This window comes from Variovorax sp. Varisp36, from assembly GCF_047304235.1.
Taxonomy (GTDB): Bacteria; Pseudomonadota; Gammaproteobacteria; order Burkholderiales; family Burkholderiaceae_C; genus Variovorax.
Map to the genome: position 1 here is coordinate 69,839 of NZ_JBGLYU010000026.1, position 15,077 is coordinate 84,915.

The following is a 15,077-nucleotide window of genomic DNA, read 5'->3' on the forward strand; positions in this document are numbered from 1 at the left end:
ACGCATGCTTCTTCTACCGATTCTTGCCATCTGCATCGGCGCCTCGATCGGCGCTCTGGCCCGCTGGGGCCTTGCCCTCTGGTTGGGCATGGGCGGCCTCATGCCCTGGGGCACGCTGGCGGCCAACCTGATCGGCGGCTACCTCATCGGCGTGGCCGTTGCCACCTTCCAGCTGCTGCCCGACCTGGATCCGGTCTGGCGGCTCGCGCTGATCACCGGCTTCCTCGGCGGCCTCACCACCTTCTCGAGCTTCTCCATCGAGGTCACCACCATGCTGCTCGAAGGCCGGCTGGGCGTGGCCATGGTCACGGCCTCGGCCCACCTGGGCGGCTCGCTCTTCTTCACTTGGCTCGGCATCCGGACCGTGCGGATCTTCTCGGCTTGAACAGGGCATAAATGCGCCTTATGTCTTGCGGTTATGGATAGGGCTTCCCAAAGGGTCGATCGATAGAATCGATCCCAATGCCTCTGGTCTTTCTCGTCGCACTCCCCTTCATTGCCAGCGTGCTGGCCGCGTTGATGCCATCCAACGCGCGCAACAGGGAGTCGACCCTCGCGGGACTGGTCGCACTGGGCTGCGCGATACAGACCGCGTGGCTCTTTCCGCAGATCGCGCACGGCAACGTGCTGCGGCAGGAGATCGAATGGCTCCCGGCCCTCGGCCTCAACCTCGTGTTCCGCATGGACGGCTTCGCCTGGCTGTTCTGCATGCTTGTGCTGGGCATCGGCGCGCTGGTGGTGCTCTATGCGCGCTACTACATGTCGGCCTCCGACCCGGTGCCGCGCTTCTTCTCGTTCTTCCTCGCGTTCATGGGCGCGATGATGGGCGTGGTGCTCTCCGGCAACCTGATCCAGATGGCGCTGTTCTGGGAGCTCACCAGTCTCTTCTCCTTCCTCCTGATCGGCTACTGGCACCACCGCCGCGATGCGCGGCGCGGGGCGCGCATGGCGCTCACCGTCACCGGCGCGGGCGGGCTGTGCCTGCTGGCCGGCGTGCTGGTGCTGGGCCGCATCGTCGGAAGCTACGAGCTCGACGTGGTGCTGGCCTCGGGCGACCTCATCCGCGCGCATGTGCTCTACCCGGCCGCGCTGGTGCTGGTGCTGCTCGGCGCCTTCACCAAGAGCGCGCAGTTCCCGTTCCACTTCTGGCTGCCGCGCGCCATGGCCGCGCCCACGCCGGTCTCGGCCTACCTGCACTCGGCCACCATGGTGAAACTCGGCGTGTTCCTCATGGCGCGGCTGTGGCCCGTGCTCTCGGGCACCGAGCAGTGGTTCTGGATGGCGGGCGGCGCGGGTGCGGTCACGCTGCTGCTCGGCGGCTTCATTGCCATGTTCCAGCGCGACCTGAAGGCACTGCTGGCCTACTCGACCATCTCGCATCTCGGGCTCATCACGCTGCTGCTGGGCCTGAACAGCCCGTTGGCGGCAGTGGCGGCGGTGTTCCACGTCATGAACCACGCGACCTTCAAGGCATCGCTGTTCATGGCGGCCGGCATCATCGACCACGAGAGCGGCACGCGCGACATCCGCAAGCTCAGCGGCCTGCTGCGGCTGATGCCGATCACCGGCACGCTGGCCATCATCGCCAGCGCCTCGATGGCCGGCGTGCCGCTGCTCAACGGATTCCTGTCGAAGGAGATGTTCTTCGCCGAGACGGTGTTCATCCAGTCCACGCCATGGATCGACTGGAGCCTGCCGATCATCGCCACCGTCGCGGGCGTCTTCACCGTGGCCTACTCCGCCCGCTTCGTGTTCGACGTGTTCTTCGGTCCGCCCTGCGGCCCCGACGTGCCCAGGCAACCGCATGAGCCGCCGCACTGGATGCGCGTGCCGGTCGAGCTTCTGGTGCTGCTGTGCCTGGTCGTGGGCGTGGCGCCGGCCTGGTCCATCGGCCCGCTGCTGGCGGCGGCCGCGGCGCCCGTGGTGGGCGGCACGCTGCCCGAGTACAGCCTGGCCGTATGGCACGGTTTCAACCTGCCGCTCGCGATGAGCTTCGTGGCGCTGGCGGGCGGCGCCGCGCTCTACCTGCTGCAGCGCAGCCGGCGCGCGGACGGCGGTCTCACGCACACGCCGCTGCTGCACCGCTTCGACGGCCAGGCCATCTTCGAACACCTGCTCGCGCTGCTGAGCGAGGCGGGCCGGCGCAGCCGCCGCCTGCTCGGCACGCGGCGCATGCAGTGGCAGTTGCTGCTGCTGGTTGTCGTGGCCATCGCGGGCGCCGCGGCCTCGCTGTGGGCCACGCCCGCTGCGCCCGGCACGCGCGAGCTGCTGCCCTTCTCGCCGATGTTCGCCATGACCTGGATCATCGGCGGCACCTGCGCGCTGGCCGCCGCGTGGCAGGCCAAGTTCCACCGGCTCGCGGCGCTGATGCTGGCTTCGGGCGCCGGGCTTGTCTCGTGCGTGACCTACATCTGGTTCTCCGCGCCCGACCTCGCGCTGACGCAGCTGGTGGTCGAGGCCGTGACCACCGTGCTGATCCTGCTGGGGCTGCGCTGGCTGCCGATGCGCAGCAAGGACGCCGTGCAACCCGCGCGCGCACGGCTGCGGCCCTGGGGCCGGCGCGGGCGCGACCTGCTGGTGGCAACTGTTGCCGGCGGCGGCATGGCGATGCTGGCCTGGGCCATGATGACGCGCGAGTTCCCGCAGAGCATCTCGCCCTTCTTCCTCGAACGCGCGCTCACCGAAGGCGGCGGCACCAACGTGGTCAACGTGATGCTGGTCGACTTCCGGGGCTTCGACACTTTCGGCGAGATCACGGTGCTCGGTGTGGTGGCGCTCACCGTGTATGCGCTGCTGCGGCGCTTCCGCCCCGCGATCGAGTCGATGGCCCTGCCGATACAGCAGCGCCTGCAGGTCGACGACGGCAGCAGCGACCTGCTGAACCCGCGCCGCGCCAAGGACACCGCCGTCGGCTACCTGATGGTGCCGGCTGTGCTGGTGCGGCTGCTGCTGCCGCTGGCGGTGCTGGTGTCGGTCTACTTCTTCATGCGCGGCCACAACGCGCCGGGCGGCGGCTTCGTCGCGGGGCTGGTGATGTCGGTGGCGCTGGTGCTGCAGTTCATCGTCTCGGGCACCGAATGGGTCGAAGAGCACTTGCGCATCTATCCGCGCCGCTGGATCGCCATCGGCCTGCTGTTCGCGCTCGCCACCGGCAGCGGGGCGGTGTTCTTCGGCTACCCCTTCCTGACCACGCACACCGCGCACGTTCACCTGCCGCTGCTGGGCGAGGTGCATGTGCCGAGCGCCCTCTTCTTCGACATCGGCGTGTTCGCGCTGGTGCTCGGCGCCACCATGCTGATCCTCACCGGGCTGGCCCATCAGTCGATACGCAGCCACCGCTGGGCCGACGAGCAGGCCGAACAAAAATGATCACCCCCGTTGCCTGCTTACTTCGTGTAGCCGCCTCCCCCCTCAAGGGGGCAACACCAGCGGCCCGGCAAAGCCGGTTCCGCGGTGTTCCTGGCCAGGGACAGGAGGCTCCCTCGCGCAGGGCACCATCGATCCGGCTTTGCCGGGCGATAGGTGCCGCCCCCGGAAGGGGGTTGGCGAAGCGACACGAAGTGCGCGCAGCCTGGGGGGGAGCCTAGGATGGAAATCGTGCTCGCACTCGCCATCGGCGTGCTCACCGGCTCGGGCGTGTACATGCTGCTGCGCCCACGCACCTTCCAGGTCATCATGGGCCTGACGCTGATCTCGTACGCGGTCAATCTCTTCATCTTCAGCATGGGCCGGCTCAAAGTCGACAGCGAGCCGGTGCTCGTCAAAGGCTTCACCGCCACGCTGGCCAACACGGCCGACCCGATGCCGCAGGCCCTGGTACTGACCGCCATCGTGATCGGCTTCGCGATGACGGCGCTGTTCCTCGTGGTGATGCTCGCCTCGCGCGGCCTCACCGGCACCGACCATGTGGACGGTGAAGAGCGGCAGGAGGCAGAGTGAAGGAGATCTCCCATCTGCTCGACAGGTTGCTCGAGTTCGGCATGCCGCATTTGGTGGCGGTGCCGATCCTCGTGCCCATGCTCACGGCCGCGCTGATGCTGATGCTTGGCGAGCGCCGGCGGCGCACCAAATCGGCCCTCAGCGTGGTGTCGGGCCTCGTCGGCCTGCTCGCCGCGCTTGCATTGCTGCGCTGGGTCAACGCGGCCGACACCGGCGGCGGCCCCGGGTCCATCGGCGTCTACCTGCCGGGCAACTGGCGCGCGCCCTTCGGCATCGTGCTGGTGGCCGACCGGCTCTCGACCATGATGGTCACGCTCACCGGCGTCATCGCATTTGCCGCATCGATCTACTCGACCTCGCGCTGGGACCGTGCGGGCGTGCATTTCCATCCGCTGCTGCAGCTGCAGCTCATGGGCCTGAACGGTGCCTTCCTCACGGGCGACCTGTTCAACCTGTTCGTCTTCTTCGAGGTCATGCTCGCAGCCTCGTACGGCCTGCTGCTGCACGGCTCCGGCCGGCTGCGCGTGCAGGCCGGGCTGCACTACGTCGCGATCAATCTCGCGGCCTCGTCGCTGTTCCTGATCGGCGCGGCCATCCTCTACGGTGTGACCGGCACGCTCAACATGGCCGACCTCGGCGTGCGCATCGCCGAACTCGCGCCGGGAGACCGCGGGCTGGTGCATGCGGCGGCAGCCATCCTCGCGACAGCCTTCTTCGCGAAGGCCGGCGCATGGCCGCTCAACTTCTGGCTGGTACCGGCCTACAGCGCGGCGGTGTCGCCCGTGGGCGCGGTGTTCGCTCTGCTGACCAAGCTCGGCATCTACACGATCCTGCGGCTGTGGACCCTGCTCTTCGCGCCCGACACCGGCGACTCGGCGGCCTTCGGGCAGGCCGCGCTGGTGGGTACCGGCCTTGCCACGCTGTTCGTCGGCGCCCTCGGCATCGTCGGCACCCAGCGGCTGTCGAACCTCGCGGGCTTCAGCGTGCTGGTGTCGGCCGGTACCCTGCTCGCGGCGCTCGGACTCGGACGGCCGGCCGTGTGGGCGGGCGCGCTGTACTACCTGCTGAGCTCCACGCTCGCGGTCAGCGCCTTCTTCCTGCTGACCGACATGATCGAACGCTGGCGCAACGCCGGCATGAGCGTCGCACCGCACGAGGCGGCCGGCAACGCCCCCTTCCTCGCCGAAGACCTGCGCGCGCTCGACAACGTGAACCTCGACGACGAGGCGCAAGCGCTCTACGGCCGCGCGATTCCCGCCGGCGTGGCCTTCCTCGGCCTGAGCTTCGTGGGCTGCACGCTGCTGCTCGCGGGCCTGCCGCCGCTGTCAGGCTTCATCGGCAAGTTCGCGATGCTCTCGGGCTTGCTCGGCGCAAAGGCGCTCGGCACCGCCAGCTGGATCTTCCTCGCGCTGCTGATCGTCTCCGGTTTTCTCTCGCTGATCGCCCTGAGCCGCACCGGCATCCGCCATTTCTGGACGCAGCTCCACCCCACCATGCCTTCGCTGCCCGCGCTCGAAGTGCTGCCGGTGGCCGGACTTCTCGCGGCTTGCGTGGCGCTGACCGTGTGGGCCGAGCCCGTGATGCAGCACGCCAGGGCCACGGCGGAGGGCCTGAAGACCCCCACGGCTTACCGCAACGCGGTGCTGGGCGCCAGGCAGATCCCGAACCCAGTGAAGAAAAAGGAAGGCACGGCCCCATGAAGCGCCTTCTGCCTTCCCCGCCGCTGTCGTTCGCGCTGTTCGTCGTCTGGCTGCTGCTCAACCAGTCGCTCGATGCGGCCACGCTGCTGGCAGCCCTGGTCCTCGCCATCGCCGTGCCGTTGCTCACCGAGGGCCTGCGTCCGGCGGCGGTGCGCATGCGCCGGCCTGGCGTCGCGCTGCGGCTGTCCTTCATCGTGACCTTCGACATGCTGAAGTCGGCGTACGACGTGGCCCGCCTGCTGCTCACGCGGCGCACCTCGCGCATCGGCTCGAAGTTCGTGCAGATTCCGCTCGACATGCGCGACCCCAACGGGCTCGCGGTGCTGGCGATGATCATGTGCCTCACGCCCGGCACGGCCTGGGGCGAAGTGTCGTTCGACCGCAGCACGCTGCTGATCCACGTGTTCGACCTCGACGACGATGCTGCCTTCATTGCGCTGATCAAGCAGCGCTACGAACGTCCCCTGATGGAGATCTTCGAGCTATGACACCCATCCTCTTCTGGGCCCTGAAATTCGCGCTCTTCCTGCTGGCCGTGGCCATGCTGTGCGCGCTCTCCCGGCTGCTGATCGGCCCGAGCGCGCAGGACCGCGTGATGGCGCTCGACTGCCTCTACATCAACGGCATGCTGATGATGCTGGTGCTGGGCATCGTCTACGCGAGCAACGTCTACTTCGAGGCGGCGATGCTGATCGCGCTGTTCGGCTTCGTGGGTTCCACGGCGATGGCCAAGTTCCTGCTGCGCGGGGAGGTGATCGAATGACGGACTTCATCGCAGGCCCGCTGCCGCTGTGGGCCGAGATCGTCACCGCCGTGTTCGCCGTGCTGGGCGCAGCTTTCGCAGCCATCGGCTCGTTCGGCCTGATCCGGCTGCCCACCTTCTTCCGTCGCATCCATGCGCCCACATTGGGCGCGACGGTAGGCGTGTGGTGCATGACCGTGGCCACCATCGTGTACTTCTCGGTGCAGGGCTTCAGCCTGTTCCTGCACGCGGTGCTGATCGTGCTGTTCATCGCACTCACGGCGCCGATCACCACCATCTTCCTGATGCGCGCGGCGCTGTTCCGCGAGCGGCAGAAGGGTGGCGATGTGCCGCCTGAGGCGAAGTCGGGCTGACTTGTCTGTGTCTGCGTAGTTTCGGGGCGCGATCGTTCGGAGCAAGCGCCGCGCCCATCGTGCTCAGGGCACCCCGAATGCCGCAGACATCGGCCAGGCTACAACTGCTGCATCTCCTTGGCCCGAGCCACTTCGACTTCACGCGGCAGAGTCACCGCGTTCTTCACCGCAAGAATTTCCGCCATCACGCTCACCGCGATCTCCGGCGGTGTCTTGCTGCCAATGTAGATGCCGATGGGCCCGCGCAGCCGCGCGAGCGACTCCTCGGTCTGGTCGAAGTGCTCGATCATGCGGTCGCGCCGCGCGTCGGCGTTGCGGCGCGAGCCGATGGCGCCGACGTAGAAGGCCTCGCTCTGCAGCGCCTCGAGCAACGCCAGGTCGTCGAGCTTCGGGTCGTGCGTGAGCGCGACCACGCAGCTTCGGCGGTCGGGCTTGAAGGCCAGCACCGCGTCGTCCGGCATCTCGGTCGTGATGTGCACGCCAGACAGCGACCACGCCGTTCGGTATTCGGCGCGCGGATCGCACAGCGTCACCGCGAAGCCGCTGAACTTGGCCATCGTGGCGAGGTACTCGGCGAGCTGGCCGGCACCGATCAGCAGCATGCGGTATTCGGGGCCGAAGGTGTTGGTGAGTTCGGTGTCGTTCACCGTGAGCTCGTCGGGCGCCGTCGCTTCGGCGAGCCGAACCTCGCCGGTGGCGAGCGTCACCGTGCGCTGCATGAGCTTGCCCTGTTCCAGCTGTGCGACCAGCAGGTCGAGCGACCCGGCATCGGGCGCGTACTCGAGCAGCAGCTCCAGCGTGCCGCCGCAAGGCAGTCCGAAGCGATGCGCCTCGTCGGCGGTGATGCCGTACTTCACGAGCGCGGGCGGCGCGCCCAGCGGCACGTCCTCGCCCTTGCCGTGGGCGTGGCTGTAGCGCGCGATCAGGTCGTCCTCGATGCAGCCGCCGGAAACCGATCCCACCACCGCACCGTCTTCGGCCAGGGCCATGATCGAACCCACGGGCCGCGGCGACGAGCCCCAGGTGCGCACGACGGTCGTCAGCAGCGCGCGTTTGCCGGCACGCCGCCAGTCACGCAGCGTGCGCAGCACCATGACGTCGAGATTTTCCATAGCGCGGTTCGCCCCCTCAGCCGGCGTCGCCGGTCGCAGCGGTGTCGTCTTTCTTGCCGAGGCCGATCTTCTTCATGAGGCCGGACATCATGCCGCTCTTCTCGGCCGGCGCCTCGGCGCTGGCGGCTTCCTCGACCGGCGCAGGCGGGGGGCCATAGCGGCTCTGCATCTCGGCCTCGAAGCGCTTGAAGAAATCATCTGCGGTCGACTTGGCAGCGCCGTCGATCAGGCGTTGGCCAAGTTGGGCAATCTTGCCGCCGACCTGTGCCTGCACGGTGTAGTCGAGCTCGCAGCCGGCAACCGGCGGCGTCGCGGCCTCCGCTTCGGCCACCGGCTTGAGCGTGACGCTCGACGAGCCCTTGGCAAAGCCCGCCACACCACCCTGCCCCTCGAAGGTGAGCTTGTAGCCATCGGGCGCGACGATGTCCGACAGCACCACCTTGCCGTTGAACTTGGCCGAGACCGGACCGATCTTGAGCGCGAGGGCAACGCTGTACTGGTTGTCGCCCGTGAGCTCGAACTTGTCGCAGCCGGGGATGCATTTCTTCAGCGTCTCGGGGTCGTTGAGCGCGTCCCATGCCTGTTGTTGGGTGATGCCGAGGCGGCGGTTTCCGAGCATTTCCATGGTGGTTTCCTTTTGCTTCCTTCCTGGGCAACGCTAGCGGCCGGACCGCATCAAGGCGGCCAGGCTCGCGGCGAGCTGTTCGAGTGCGCTGAGATTGTGAACCGCCAGCATCGCATCTGCTTGCCGGTGCAGCACGCCGGCCCCACGCGCCAGAGGGGCGTAGCCCTCGAAACGCAGCAAGGGGTTGAGCCACAGCAGGCGGCGCGAATGGCGCTTGAGCCACAGCAGCTCCTGCTCCAGCAGCGATGGCTCGCCGGTGTCGAGCCCGTCGCTGATCACCAGCACCAGCGTGCGGCGCCCGGTCAGGCGGCGGGCGTGGGCGCGGCGCAGTTCGGTCAGGGAACTGCCGAGCCGGGTGCCGCCTGCGAAGTCGTCGATGGCGAGGCTGGCTGCACTGAGCATGGCATCGGTGTCGGCGAGCCGGAAGGCGGGGGTCAGGTCGGTCAGGCGGGTGCCGAAGGCGAACACGTCGCGGCGCCCCGCCCGGCGCGTAGCAGCATGAAGGAACGCCAGAAGCAGCCGTGCATAGCGCTCCATCGAGCCCGACACATCGACCAGCACCAGCAGCGGCAGGGGCTGCTGGCGCCGCGCGAGCCTGGGCAGCCGCAGGATCTCGCCACCGGTGCGCGCCGCCTCGTGCAGCACGCCCGGCCAATGGATGCGCGCATGCTGCTGGCCCGCATCGCCGGCCACGCGCAGGCGGCGTGACGGCAGTTCGGGAATGGGCAACCGGATGTCGCGCGCAAGCCGTTCGACGAGGCGGTATTCGGATGCGCCGAGCGCGTTGAAGTCCGCATGCTGCAGGCGCTGGCGATCGCTCGACGTCATGGCGGCGTCGAACTCGATCTCGCGGTCGGGCTTTGCCGGCTCGGCTGGCCTGGCGGGGCTGCGCGGTGCGGTAAGCGCTTCGCGCACGCGCGGCCGGCGCTTCGAGGGCTCGGCCTTGCCGTCGGCACTCGGCAGCATCTGCGCGAGCAGCTTGTTGGCCAGTTCCGGGTCGCGAAACCAGGCGTCGAAGAGTTCGCGGAACACCATGCGGTCCTGCTCGCGGCTTACCATCACGGCTTCCATCGCGGCGCCCAGGTCGAGCCTGTCGTCCACGCCCACCAGCGTGGCCGCCTCGGCAGCCAGCGCGATGCGCATGGCATCGGTACGCACGCCGGCACGGCGCAGGGCACGGCCGAAGGCGGCGATGTTGCCGGCGAGCTTGCCGCCGCGGACGTCGCCGAGTTGCTGGATTCCGGCCATGCGAAATCGCTGTCTGGAACAGGGACGCGCTCAGCGCGCGACCGGCTCCTCGGGTTTGAGCAGATCCGATGCCAGCTCCCGCGTGAGCGCCGCCACGTCGTCGCGCTGCTTGAACAGGATGCCGGCGGTATCCACCACCACTTCGGGGTCGAGCTCGACGGTGTCGAGCGCGATCAGCGCCCTCGCCCATTCGACGCTCTCGGCAATGCCGGGCGCACGCTGGAAGGCGTTGACGAAGGGCGCATCGCGCAGCCGTGCGACGAAGGCCGCCACCTGCGCCGACAGCTTCTCGCCGGCCTGCGGCACCTGCGCGCGCACGATGGCCAGCTCGCGCTCGCGCTCCGGGTAGTCGAGCCAGTGATACAGGCAGCGGCGCTTGACCGCGTCGTTGAGCTCGCGCGTGCGGTTGCTCGTGAGGATGGTCACGGGCGGCACCACGGCGCGCACCGTGCCCAGTTCGGGAATGCTCACCTGGTACTCGCCCAGGTATTCGAGCAGGAAGGCCTCGAACGGCTCGTCGGCGCGGTCCACCTCGTCGATCAGCAGCACCGCACCGGGCAGCGGCGTCTGCAGCGCCTGCAGCAGCGGGCGGCGGATCAGGTAGTGCGGCTGGTAGACCTCGGCCTCCACATCGCGCGCCGCGCCGGTGGCCTCGGCGGCGCGCATGTGCAGCAGCTGCGCGGCGTAGTTCCATTCGTAGAGCGCCTCGCGCTGCTCCAGGCCGTCGTAGCACTGCAGGCGCAGCAGCTCGCGGCTCAGCGCAGTCGACAGCGCCTTCGCCAGTTCGGTCTTGCCGACCCCGGGCTCTCCTTCGAGCAGCAGCGGGCGCTGCAGCTTGAGCGCGAGGAAAACGGCCGTGGCCAGCCTGCGGTCGGCAAAGTAGCCGGCCTGCATCAAACCTTCGGAGAGGGAATCGATGGTCGGGAAGATCATGGCGAAGCGTAGCGGAAGACGCGAGGCTGTCGCGTCTTCCGTAGAGCGAACAACAACCCCGGCTTCTTCAGCCCAGGGCCTTGGTGACTGCGCGCTGCGTCAGCACGCTGATCAGGTTCGCGCGATACGCGGCCGAAGCATGCAGGTCGCTGTTCAGGTCGCTCGCGTCGATCTTCACGGCTGCGGCAGCGGCCGCCGTGAAGCTCTTGTTGAGCGCATCCTCGAGCCCCGCATGGCGGAACACGCCGTTGCCCGCGCCGGTGATCGCCACGCGCACGCCGCTGTCGTATTGCGCAAGGAACACGCCGACCAGCGGGAAGTTCGACGCCTTCTGGCGCAGCTTTTCGTAGACGGCGCGCTTCGGAATGGGAAAGCGGATCGCGGTGATCAGTTCGTCCTCTTCGAGTGCCGTGGTGAACAGGCCCAGGAAGAAATCGTCCGCCGCGATCTCGCGCTTCGAGGTGATGACCGTCGCGCCGGAGCCCAGCACCGCGCTGGGATAGCAGGCGGCAGGGTCGTTGTTGGCCACGGAGCCGCCGATGGTGCCCATCGCGCGCACTTGCCGGTCGCCGATGCGCGCGGCCAGGTCGGCCAGCGCCGGGAAGGCGGCCTTCACGTCGGCGTTGTTCGCCACGTCGAGATGGCGCGACATGGCACCGATGGTGATGGCATTGCCGTTTTTCGCGATGCCGGTGAGTTCCTTGATGCCGCTCAGGTCCACCAGCTGATCGGGGGCCGAGAGCCGCAGCTTCATCGAAGCCAGCAGGGTCTGGCCGCCCGCCAGCGGCTTGGCGCCTGCGGCAACGAGTTTGGCCGCGTCGGCCACGGAAGTGGGCCGTTCGAGTGTGAAGGCGTACATGGTGTGGTTCCTTCTTGTTTTAGTGTGTGGCTGCGGCCTGCATCGCTTCCCAGACGCGGCTGGGCGAGGCGGGCATGTCGAAGTCCTTGACGCCCAGCGGCGCCAGCGCGTCGAGCACGGCATTGATCACGGCCGGCGGCGAGCCGATGGCTCCCGCCTCGCCGCAGCCCTTGGTGCCCAGCGGGTTGTGCGTGCACGGGGTGCACACGGTGTCGAGCTTGAACTGCGGAAAGTCGCCTGCGCGCGGCATGGCGTAGTCCATGAAGCTGCCGGTGAGCAGCTGGCCGGTCTCGTTGTCGTAGACGCAGTTCTCCAGCAGCGCCTGGCCGATGCCCTGCACCAGCCCGCCGTGTACCTGGCCCTCGACGATCATCGGGTTGATGATGGTGCCGAAGTCGTCCACCGCCGTGAAGCGGTCGACCTTGACCTCGCCGGTCTGCTTGTCGACCTCGACCTCGCAGATATAGGTGCCGCCCGGGAAGGTGAAGTTGGTCGGGTCGTAGAAGGCGGTTTCGTTCAGGCCGGGCTCCAGCTTGTCGAGCGGGTAGTTGTGCGGCACGTAGGCCGTGAGCGCCACCTGGCCGAACGGGATCTTCTTATCGGTGCCCTTGACCGTGAACTCGCCATTGGCGAACTCGATGTCGGCGTCGCTTGCCTCCATCAGGTGCGCGGCAATCTTCTTGGCCTTGGTCTCGATCTTGTCGAGCGCCTTCATGATGGCCGCGCCGCCCACCGAGATGGAACGCGAGCCGTAGGTGCCCATGCCGAAGGGCACGCGGCCGGTGTCGCCGTGCACCACGTCGACGTTCTCGACCGGAATGCCCAGCCGCGCCGCCACGACCTGCGCGAAGGTGGTCTCATGCCCCTGGCCATGGCTGTGCGAGCCGGTGAACACCGTCACGCTGCCGGTCGGGTGCACGCGGATCTCGCCGCATTCGAACAGGCCGGCGCGCGCGCCGAGCGCGCCGGCGATGTTCGACGGCGCGATGCCGCAGGCCTCGATGTAGCTCGAGTAGCCGATGCCGCGCAGCTTGCCTGCGGCCTCGCTGGCCGACTTGCGCGCGGCGAAGCCGTCAACCTCGGCCAGCACGCGGGCCTTGTCCATGCAGGCGTGGAAGTCGCCCGTGTCGTACTGCAGCGCGACCGGCGTCTGGTAGGGAAAGGTGCTGATGAAGTTGAGCTTGCGGATCTCGTCCTGCCCCAGGTTCATTTCCCAGGCGCAGCGCGACACCAGCCGCTCCAGCAGATAGGTGGCCTCGGGCCGCCCCGCGCCGCGGTACGCGTCGACCGGCGCGGTGTTGGTGAACCAGGCATCCACCTCGACGTAGATCTGCGGCGTGGTGTACTGGCCCGCCAGCAGCGTGGCGTAGAGGATGGTCGGCACCGCGGTCGAGAAGGTCGACAGGTAGGCGCCGAGGTTGGCGTCGGTGTGCACGCGCAGCGCGAGGAACTTTCCGTCCTTGTCCATCGCCATCTCGGCGTGGCTCACGTGGTCGCGGCCGTGCGCGTCCGAGAGGAAGCACTCGGAGCGTTCCGCCGTCCACTTGATGTTGCGGTTGAGCTGCTTGGCGGCCCAGGTGAGGCACACGTCTTCGGCATACAGGAAGATCTTGGAGCCGAAGCCGCCCCCCACATCGGGCGCGATCACGCGCACCTTGTGCTCGGGCAGGCCCAGCACGAAGGCCGTCATCAGCAGGCGTTCGACGTGCGGATTCTGGTTCGACACATACAGCGTGTAGTCGTCGGTACCGCGGCTGTAGCTGCCGATGGCCACGCGCGGCTCGATCGGGTTCGGAATCAGCCGGTTGTTGACCAGGTCGAGCTTGGTGACGTGCGCGGCGCTGGCAAACACCGCGTCGACCGCCGCCTTGTCACCGAGCGCCCACTTGTAGCACTGGTTGTCGGGCGCCTCGTCGTGCAGCGTGACGCCGCTCGCCTTCTTCGCCGCATCGGCCACGCTCACGAGCGCGGGGAGCACCTCGTAGTCGACCACCACCGCCTCGGCGGCGTTCCTGGCCTGCTCGACCGTCTCGGCCACCACCATCGCGACGTGGTCGCCGACGTAGCGCACCTTCTTGATCGCGAGGATCGGGTGCATCGGCTCCTTCATGGGGGTGCCGTCGGGGTTGTTGATGAGCCAGCCGCAGGGCAGGCCGCCCATCTTTCCTTCGATGTCCTTGCCGCTGAAGATGCCGACCACGCCAGGCATCTTCAGCGCCTCGGCGATGTCGATCGACTTGATGGCGGCATGGGCGTGCGGCGAGCGCACGAAGACCGCATGGCTCTGGTTGGCCAGCGTGATGTCGTCCGTGTAGTTGCCGGCGCCGGTCAGGAAACGATAGTCTTCCTTGCGCCGCAGGGCCTCGCCGATGTGCGGCAGGTTCGAGAAGTCGGAAGCACCCATGATGTTGCTCCTTTCACGCCGTGACGGTTGTCTTGACCGGCGTACCCGAGGCCATGGCCTCGCCGCCCATCTTCACGGCCTTCACGATGTTCTGGTAGCCGGTGCAGCGGCACAGGTTACCCTCGAGCAGCTCCCGGATTTCCGACTCGCTCGACTTGGGATGGTGGGTGCAAAGGTCGATGGCGCTCATGACCATGCCCGGGGTGCAGAAGCCGCACTGCAGGCCGTGGCACTCCTTGAATGCAGCCTGCATCGGGTGCATGGTGCCGTCGGCCTCGGCGATGCCCTCGATGGTGGTGATGTCCGCGCCCGTCGCCTGCGCGACCAGGATGTTGCACGACTTGACTGCCCTGCCGTTGACGTGGACGGTGCAGGCGCCGCACTGGGCGGTGTCGCAGCCGACGTGGGTTCCGGTGAGGTGGAGGTGCTCTCGGATGGCGTGGACGAGGAAAGTATTGGGAGGAGCGTCGACCGTGACCTGACGGCCGTTGATCTTGAAAGCGACCTGCATTTGGCTGTCTCCGTGAAAGGTGATGGCTGGTTCAGCAAAAAGCATCTTGGATGCCCACCTTTCGCACTATCCTAGGCAAAACCCTCGACTCTTGCACAGAGCGAACGAAATTCTCAAAATGAAACAGCTTGCCGCCCGGCGAGCCGGGAAAAGCCGCCCCACACGCGCGAAAAACCACGATGCCCGCCACTGTCGTTTCGCCACCTCCTGAGCGTTCCCTGGCCATTGCCCAAGCCCGCCGCGAACTGATCGAGGGCGAGTCGCCGCCCCGTGCGCGCGGTGCCGCGTGCGTCGATTCGTGGATCACCCGTTCCTGGCAGCGCTGCATCGAGGCCGGCCGCCGGCCGCAGCAGAGGGTCAGCTTCGATCCGGTGAGCCGGGCTGTCGGCTGCGATGTCGCTGAACACAACCGGGCGCTGGTTTCCGCGGCCCGGCCGGTGATCGACCGGCTTTCGCGCGCCATCGCCGACACCCGCTATTTCGCCATCCTGACCAATGCCGACGGCATCGTGATCGACGTGGGCAACCTGCCCGGCGGCGGCGGCGCCCCCCCCCCCCCAGCGCCCCCCCGCCCCCGCCGCCGCGGGGCGCGGGGGGGGCGCGCCACCCGCCCCCCCCCCCCCGGCCCCC

At 68.1% G+C, this 15,077-nt stretch carries 14 protein-coding genes and 1 pseudogene; 8 read left to right on the plus strand and 7 right to left on the minus strand.

Going from position 1 to position 15,077, the window contains the following annotated elements; all coding sequences use genetic code 11:
* Positions 1–4 precede the first annotated feature (4 nt).
* The 7 genes from crcB (at position 5) to mnhG (ending at position 6,755) form a co-directional block, all read left to right on the plus strand.
* Complete coding sequence (gene crcB / locus ACCD11_RS16815) at positions 5–385, plus strand: fluoride efflux transporter CrcB (RefSeq protein ID WP_413314751.1); 381 nt, start codon at positions 5–7, stop codon at positions 383–385.
* A gap of 77 nt (positions 386–462) precedes the next feature.
* The gene (locus tag ACCD11_RS16820; protein WP_413314752.1) at positions 463–3,369 is read left to right on the plus strand and encodes a monovalent cation/H+ antiporter subunit A; all 2,907 of its coding nucleotides are present in this window, start codon (positions 463–465) and stop codon (positions 3,367–3,369) included.
* A gap of 219 nt (positions 3,370–3,588) precedes the next feature.
* Positions 3,589–3,939 (plus strand): Na+/H+ antiporter subunit C, encoded by a 351-nt coding sequence (locus ACCD11_RS16825; RefSeq protein WP_056510360.1) that lies wholly within the window; start codon positions 3,589–3,591, stop codon positions 3,937–3,939.
* A 41-nt stretch (positions 3,940–3,980) separates the two neighbouring features.
* Complete coding sequence (locus tag ACCD11_RS16830; protein WP_413314759.1) at positions 3,981–5,639, plus strand: monovalent cation/H+ antiporter subunit D; 1,659 nt, start codon at positions 3,981–3,983, stop codon at positions 5,637–5,639.
* Complete coding sequence (locus tag ACCD11_RS16835; protein ID WP_413314753.1) at positions 5,636–6,127, plus strand: Na+/H+ antiporter subunit E; 492 nt, start codon at positions 5,636–5,638, stop codon at positions 6,125–6,127. The genes ACCD11_RS16830 and ACCD11_RS16835 overlap by 4 nt, the downstream gene beginning before the upstream one ends.
* Complete coding sequence (locus ACCD11_RS16840) at positions 6,124–6,402, plus strand: K+/H+ antiporter subunit F (RefSeq protein ID WP_007829342.1); 279 nt, start codon at positions 6,124–6,126, stop codon at positions 6,400–6,402. The genes ACCD11_RS16835 and ACCD11_RS16840 overlap by 4 nt, the downstream gene beginning before the upstream one ends.
* Positions 6,399–6,755 (plus strand): monovalent cation/H(+) antiporter subunit G, encoded by a 357-nt coding sequence (gene mnhG / locus ACCD11_RS16845; RefSeq protein ID WP_007829341.1) that lies wholly within the window; start codon positions 6,399–6,401, stop codon positions 6,753–6,755. Before ACCD11_RS16840 ends, mnhG begins: the two co-directional genes overlap by 4 nt.
* A 98-nt stretch (positions 6,756–6,853) precedes the next feature.
* Here mnhG and ACCD11_RS16850 read toward each other — a convergent pair whose 3' ends face one another.
* From ACCD11_RS16850 to ACCD11_RS16880, 7 genes are all read right to left on the minus strand, one after another.
* Positions 6,854–7,867: an XdhC family protein gene (locus tag ACCD11_RS16850; RefSeq protein ID WP_007829339.1), complete on the minus strand. Its 1,014-nt coding sequence runs from the start codon at positions 7,865–7,867 to the stop codon at positions 6,854–6,856.
* 16 nt (positions 7,868–7,883) lie between these two features.
* Positions 7,884–8,492 carry a CoxG family protein gene (locus ACCD11_RS16855; RefSeq protein ID WP_413314754.1) on the minus strand — a complete coding sequence of 203 codons (609 nt, stop codon included), beginning with the start codon at positions 8,490–8,492 and terminating at the stop codon, positions 7,884–7,886.
* Between the two features lie 33 nt (positions 8,493–8,525).
* Positions 8,526–9,740 carry a vWA domain-containing protein gene (locus ACCD11_RS16860; RefSeq protein ID WP_413314755.1) on the minus strand — a complete coding sequence of 405 codons (1,215 nt, stop codon included), beginning with the start codon at positions 9,738–9,740 and terminating at the stop codon, positions 8,526–8,528.
* Between the two features lie 30 nt (positions 9,741–9,770).
* Positions 9,771–10,673: an AAA family ATPase gene (locus ACCD11_RS16865; RefSeq protein WP_007829333.1), complete on the minus strand. Its 903-nt coding sequence runs from the start codon at positions 10,671–10,673 to the stop codon at positions 9,771–9,773.
* Positions 10,674–10,740: 67 nt separating this feature from the next.
* Positions 10,741–11,532: an FAD binding domain-containing protein gene (locus ACCD11_RS16870; RefSeq protein ID WP_007829330.1), complete on the minus strand. Its 792-nt coding sequence runs from the start codon at positions 11,530–11,532 to the stop codon at positions 10,741–10,743.
* Positions 11,533–11,551: 19 nt separating this feature from the next.
* The gene (locus tag ACCD11_RS16875; protein WP_413314756.1) at positions 11,552–13,936 is read right to left on the minus strand and encodes a xanthine dehydrogenase family protein molybdopterin-binding subunit; all 2,385 of its coding nucleotides are present in this window, start codon (positions 13,934–13,936) and stop codon (positions 11,552–11,554) included.
* A 13-nt stretch (positions 13,937–13,949) separates the two neighbouring features.
* A complete protein-coding gene (locus ACCD11_RS16880; RefSeq protein ID WP_413314757.1) occupies positions 13,950–14,447 on the minus strand; it encodes a (2Fe-2S)-binding protein in 498 nt (165 codons plus the stop codon).
* A gap of 179 nt (positions 14,448–14,626) precedes the next feature.
* Here ACCD11_RS16880 and ACCD11_RS16885 point away from each other — a divergent pair.
* Positions 14,627–15,077: pseudogene (locus ACCD11_RS16885) on the plus strand (hypothetical protein); the annotation flags it as partial.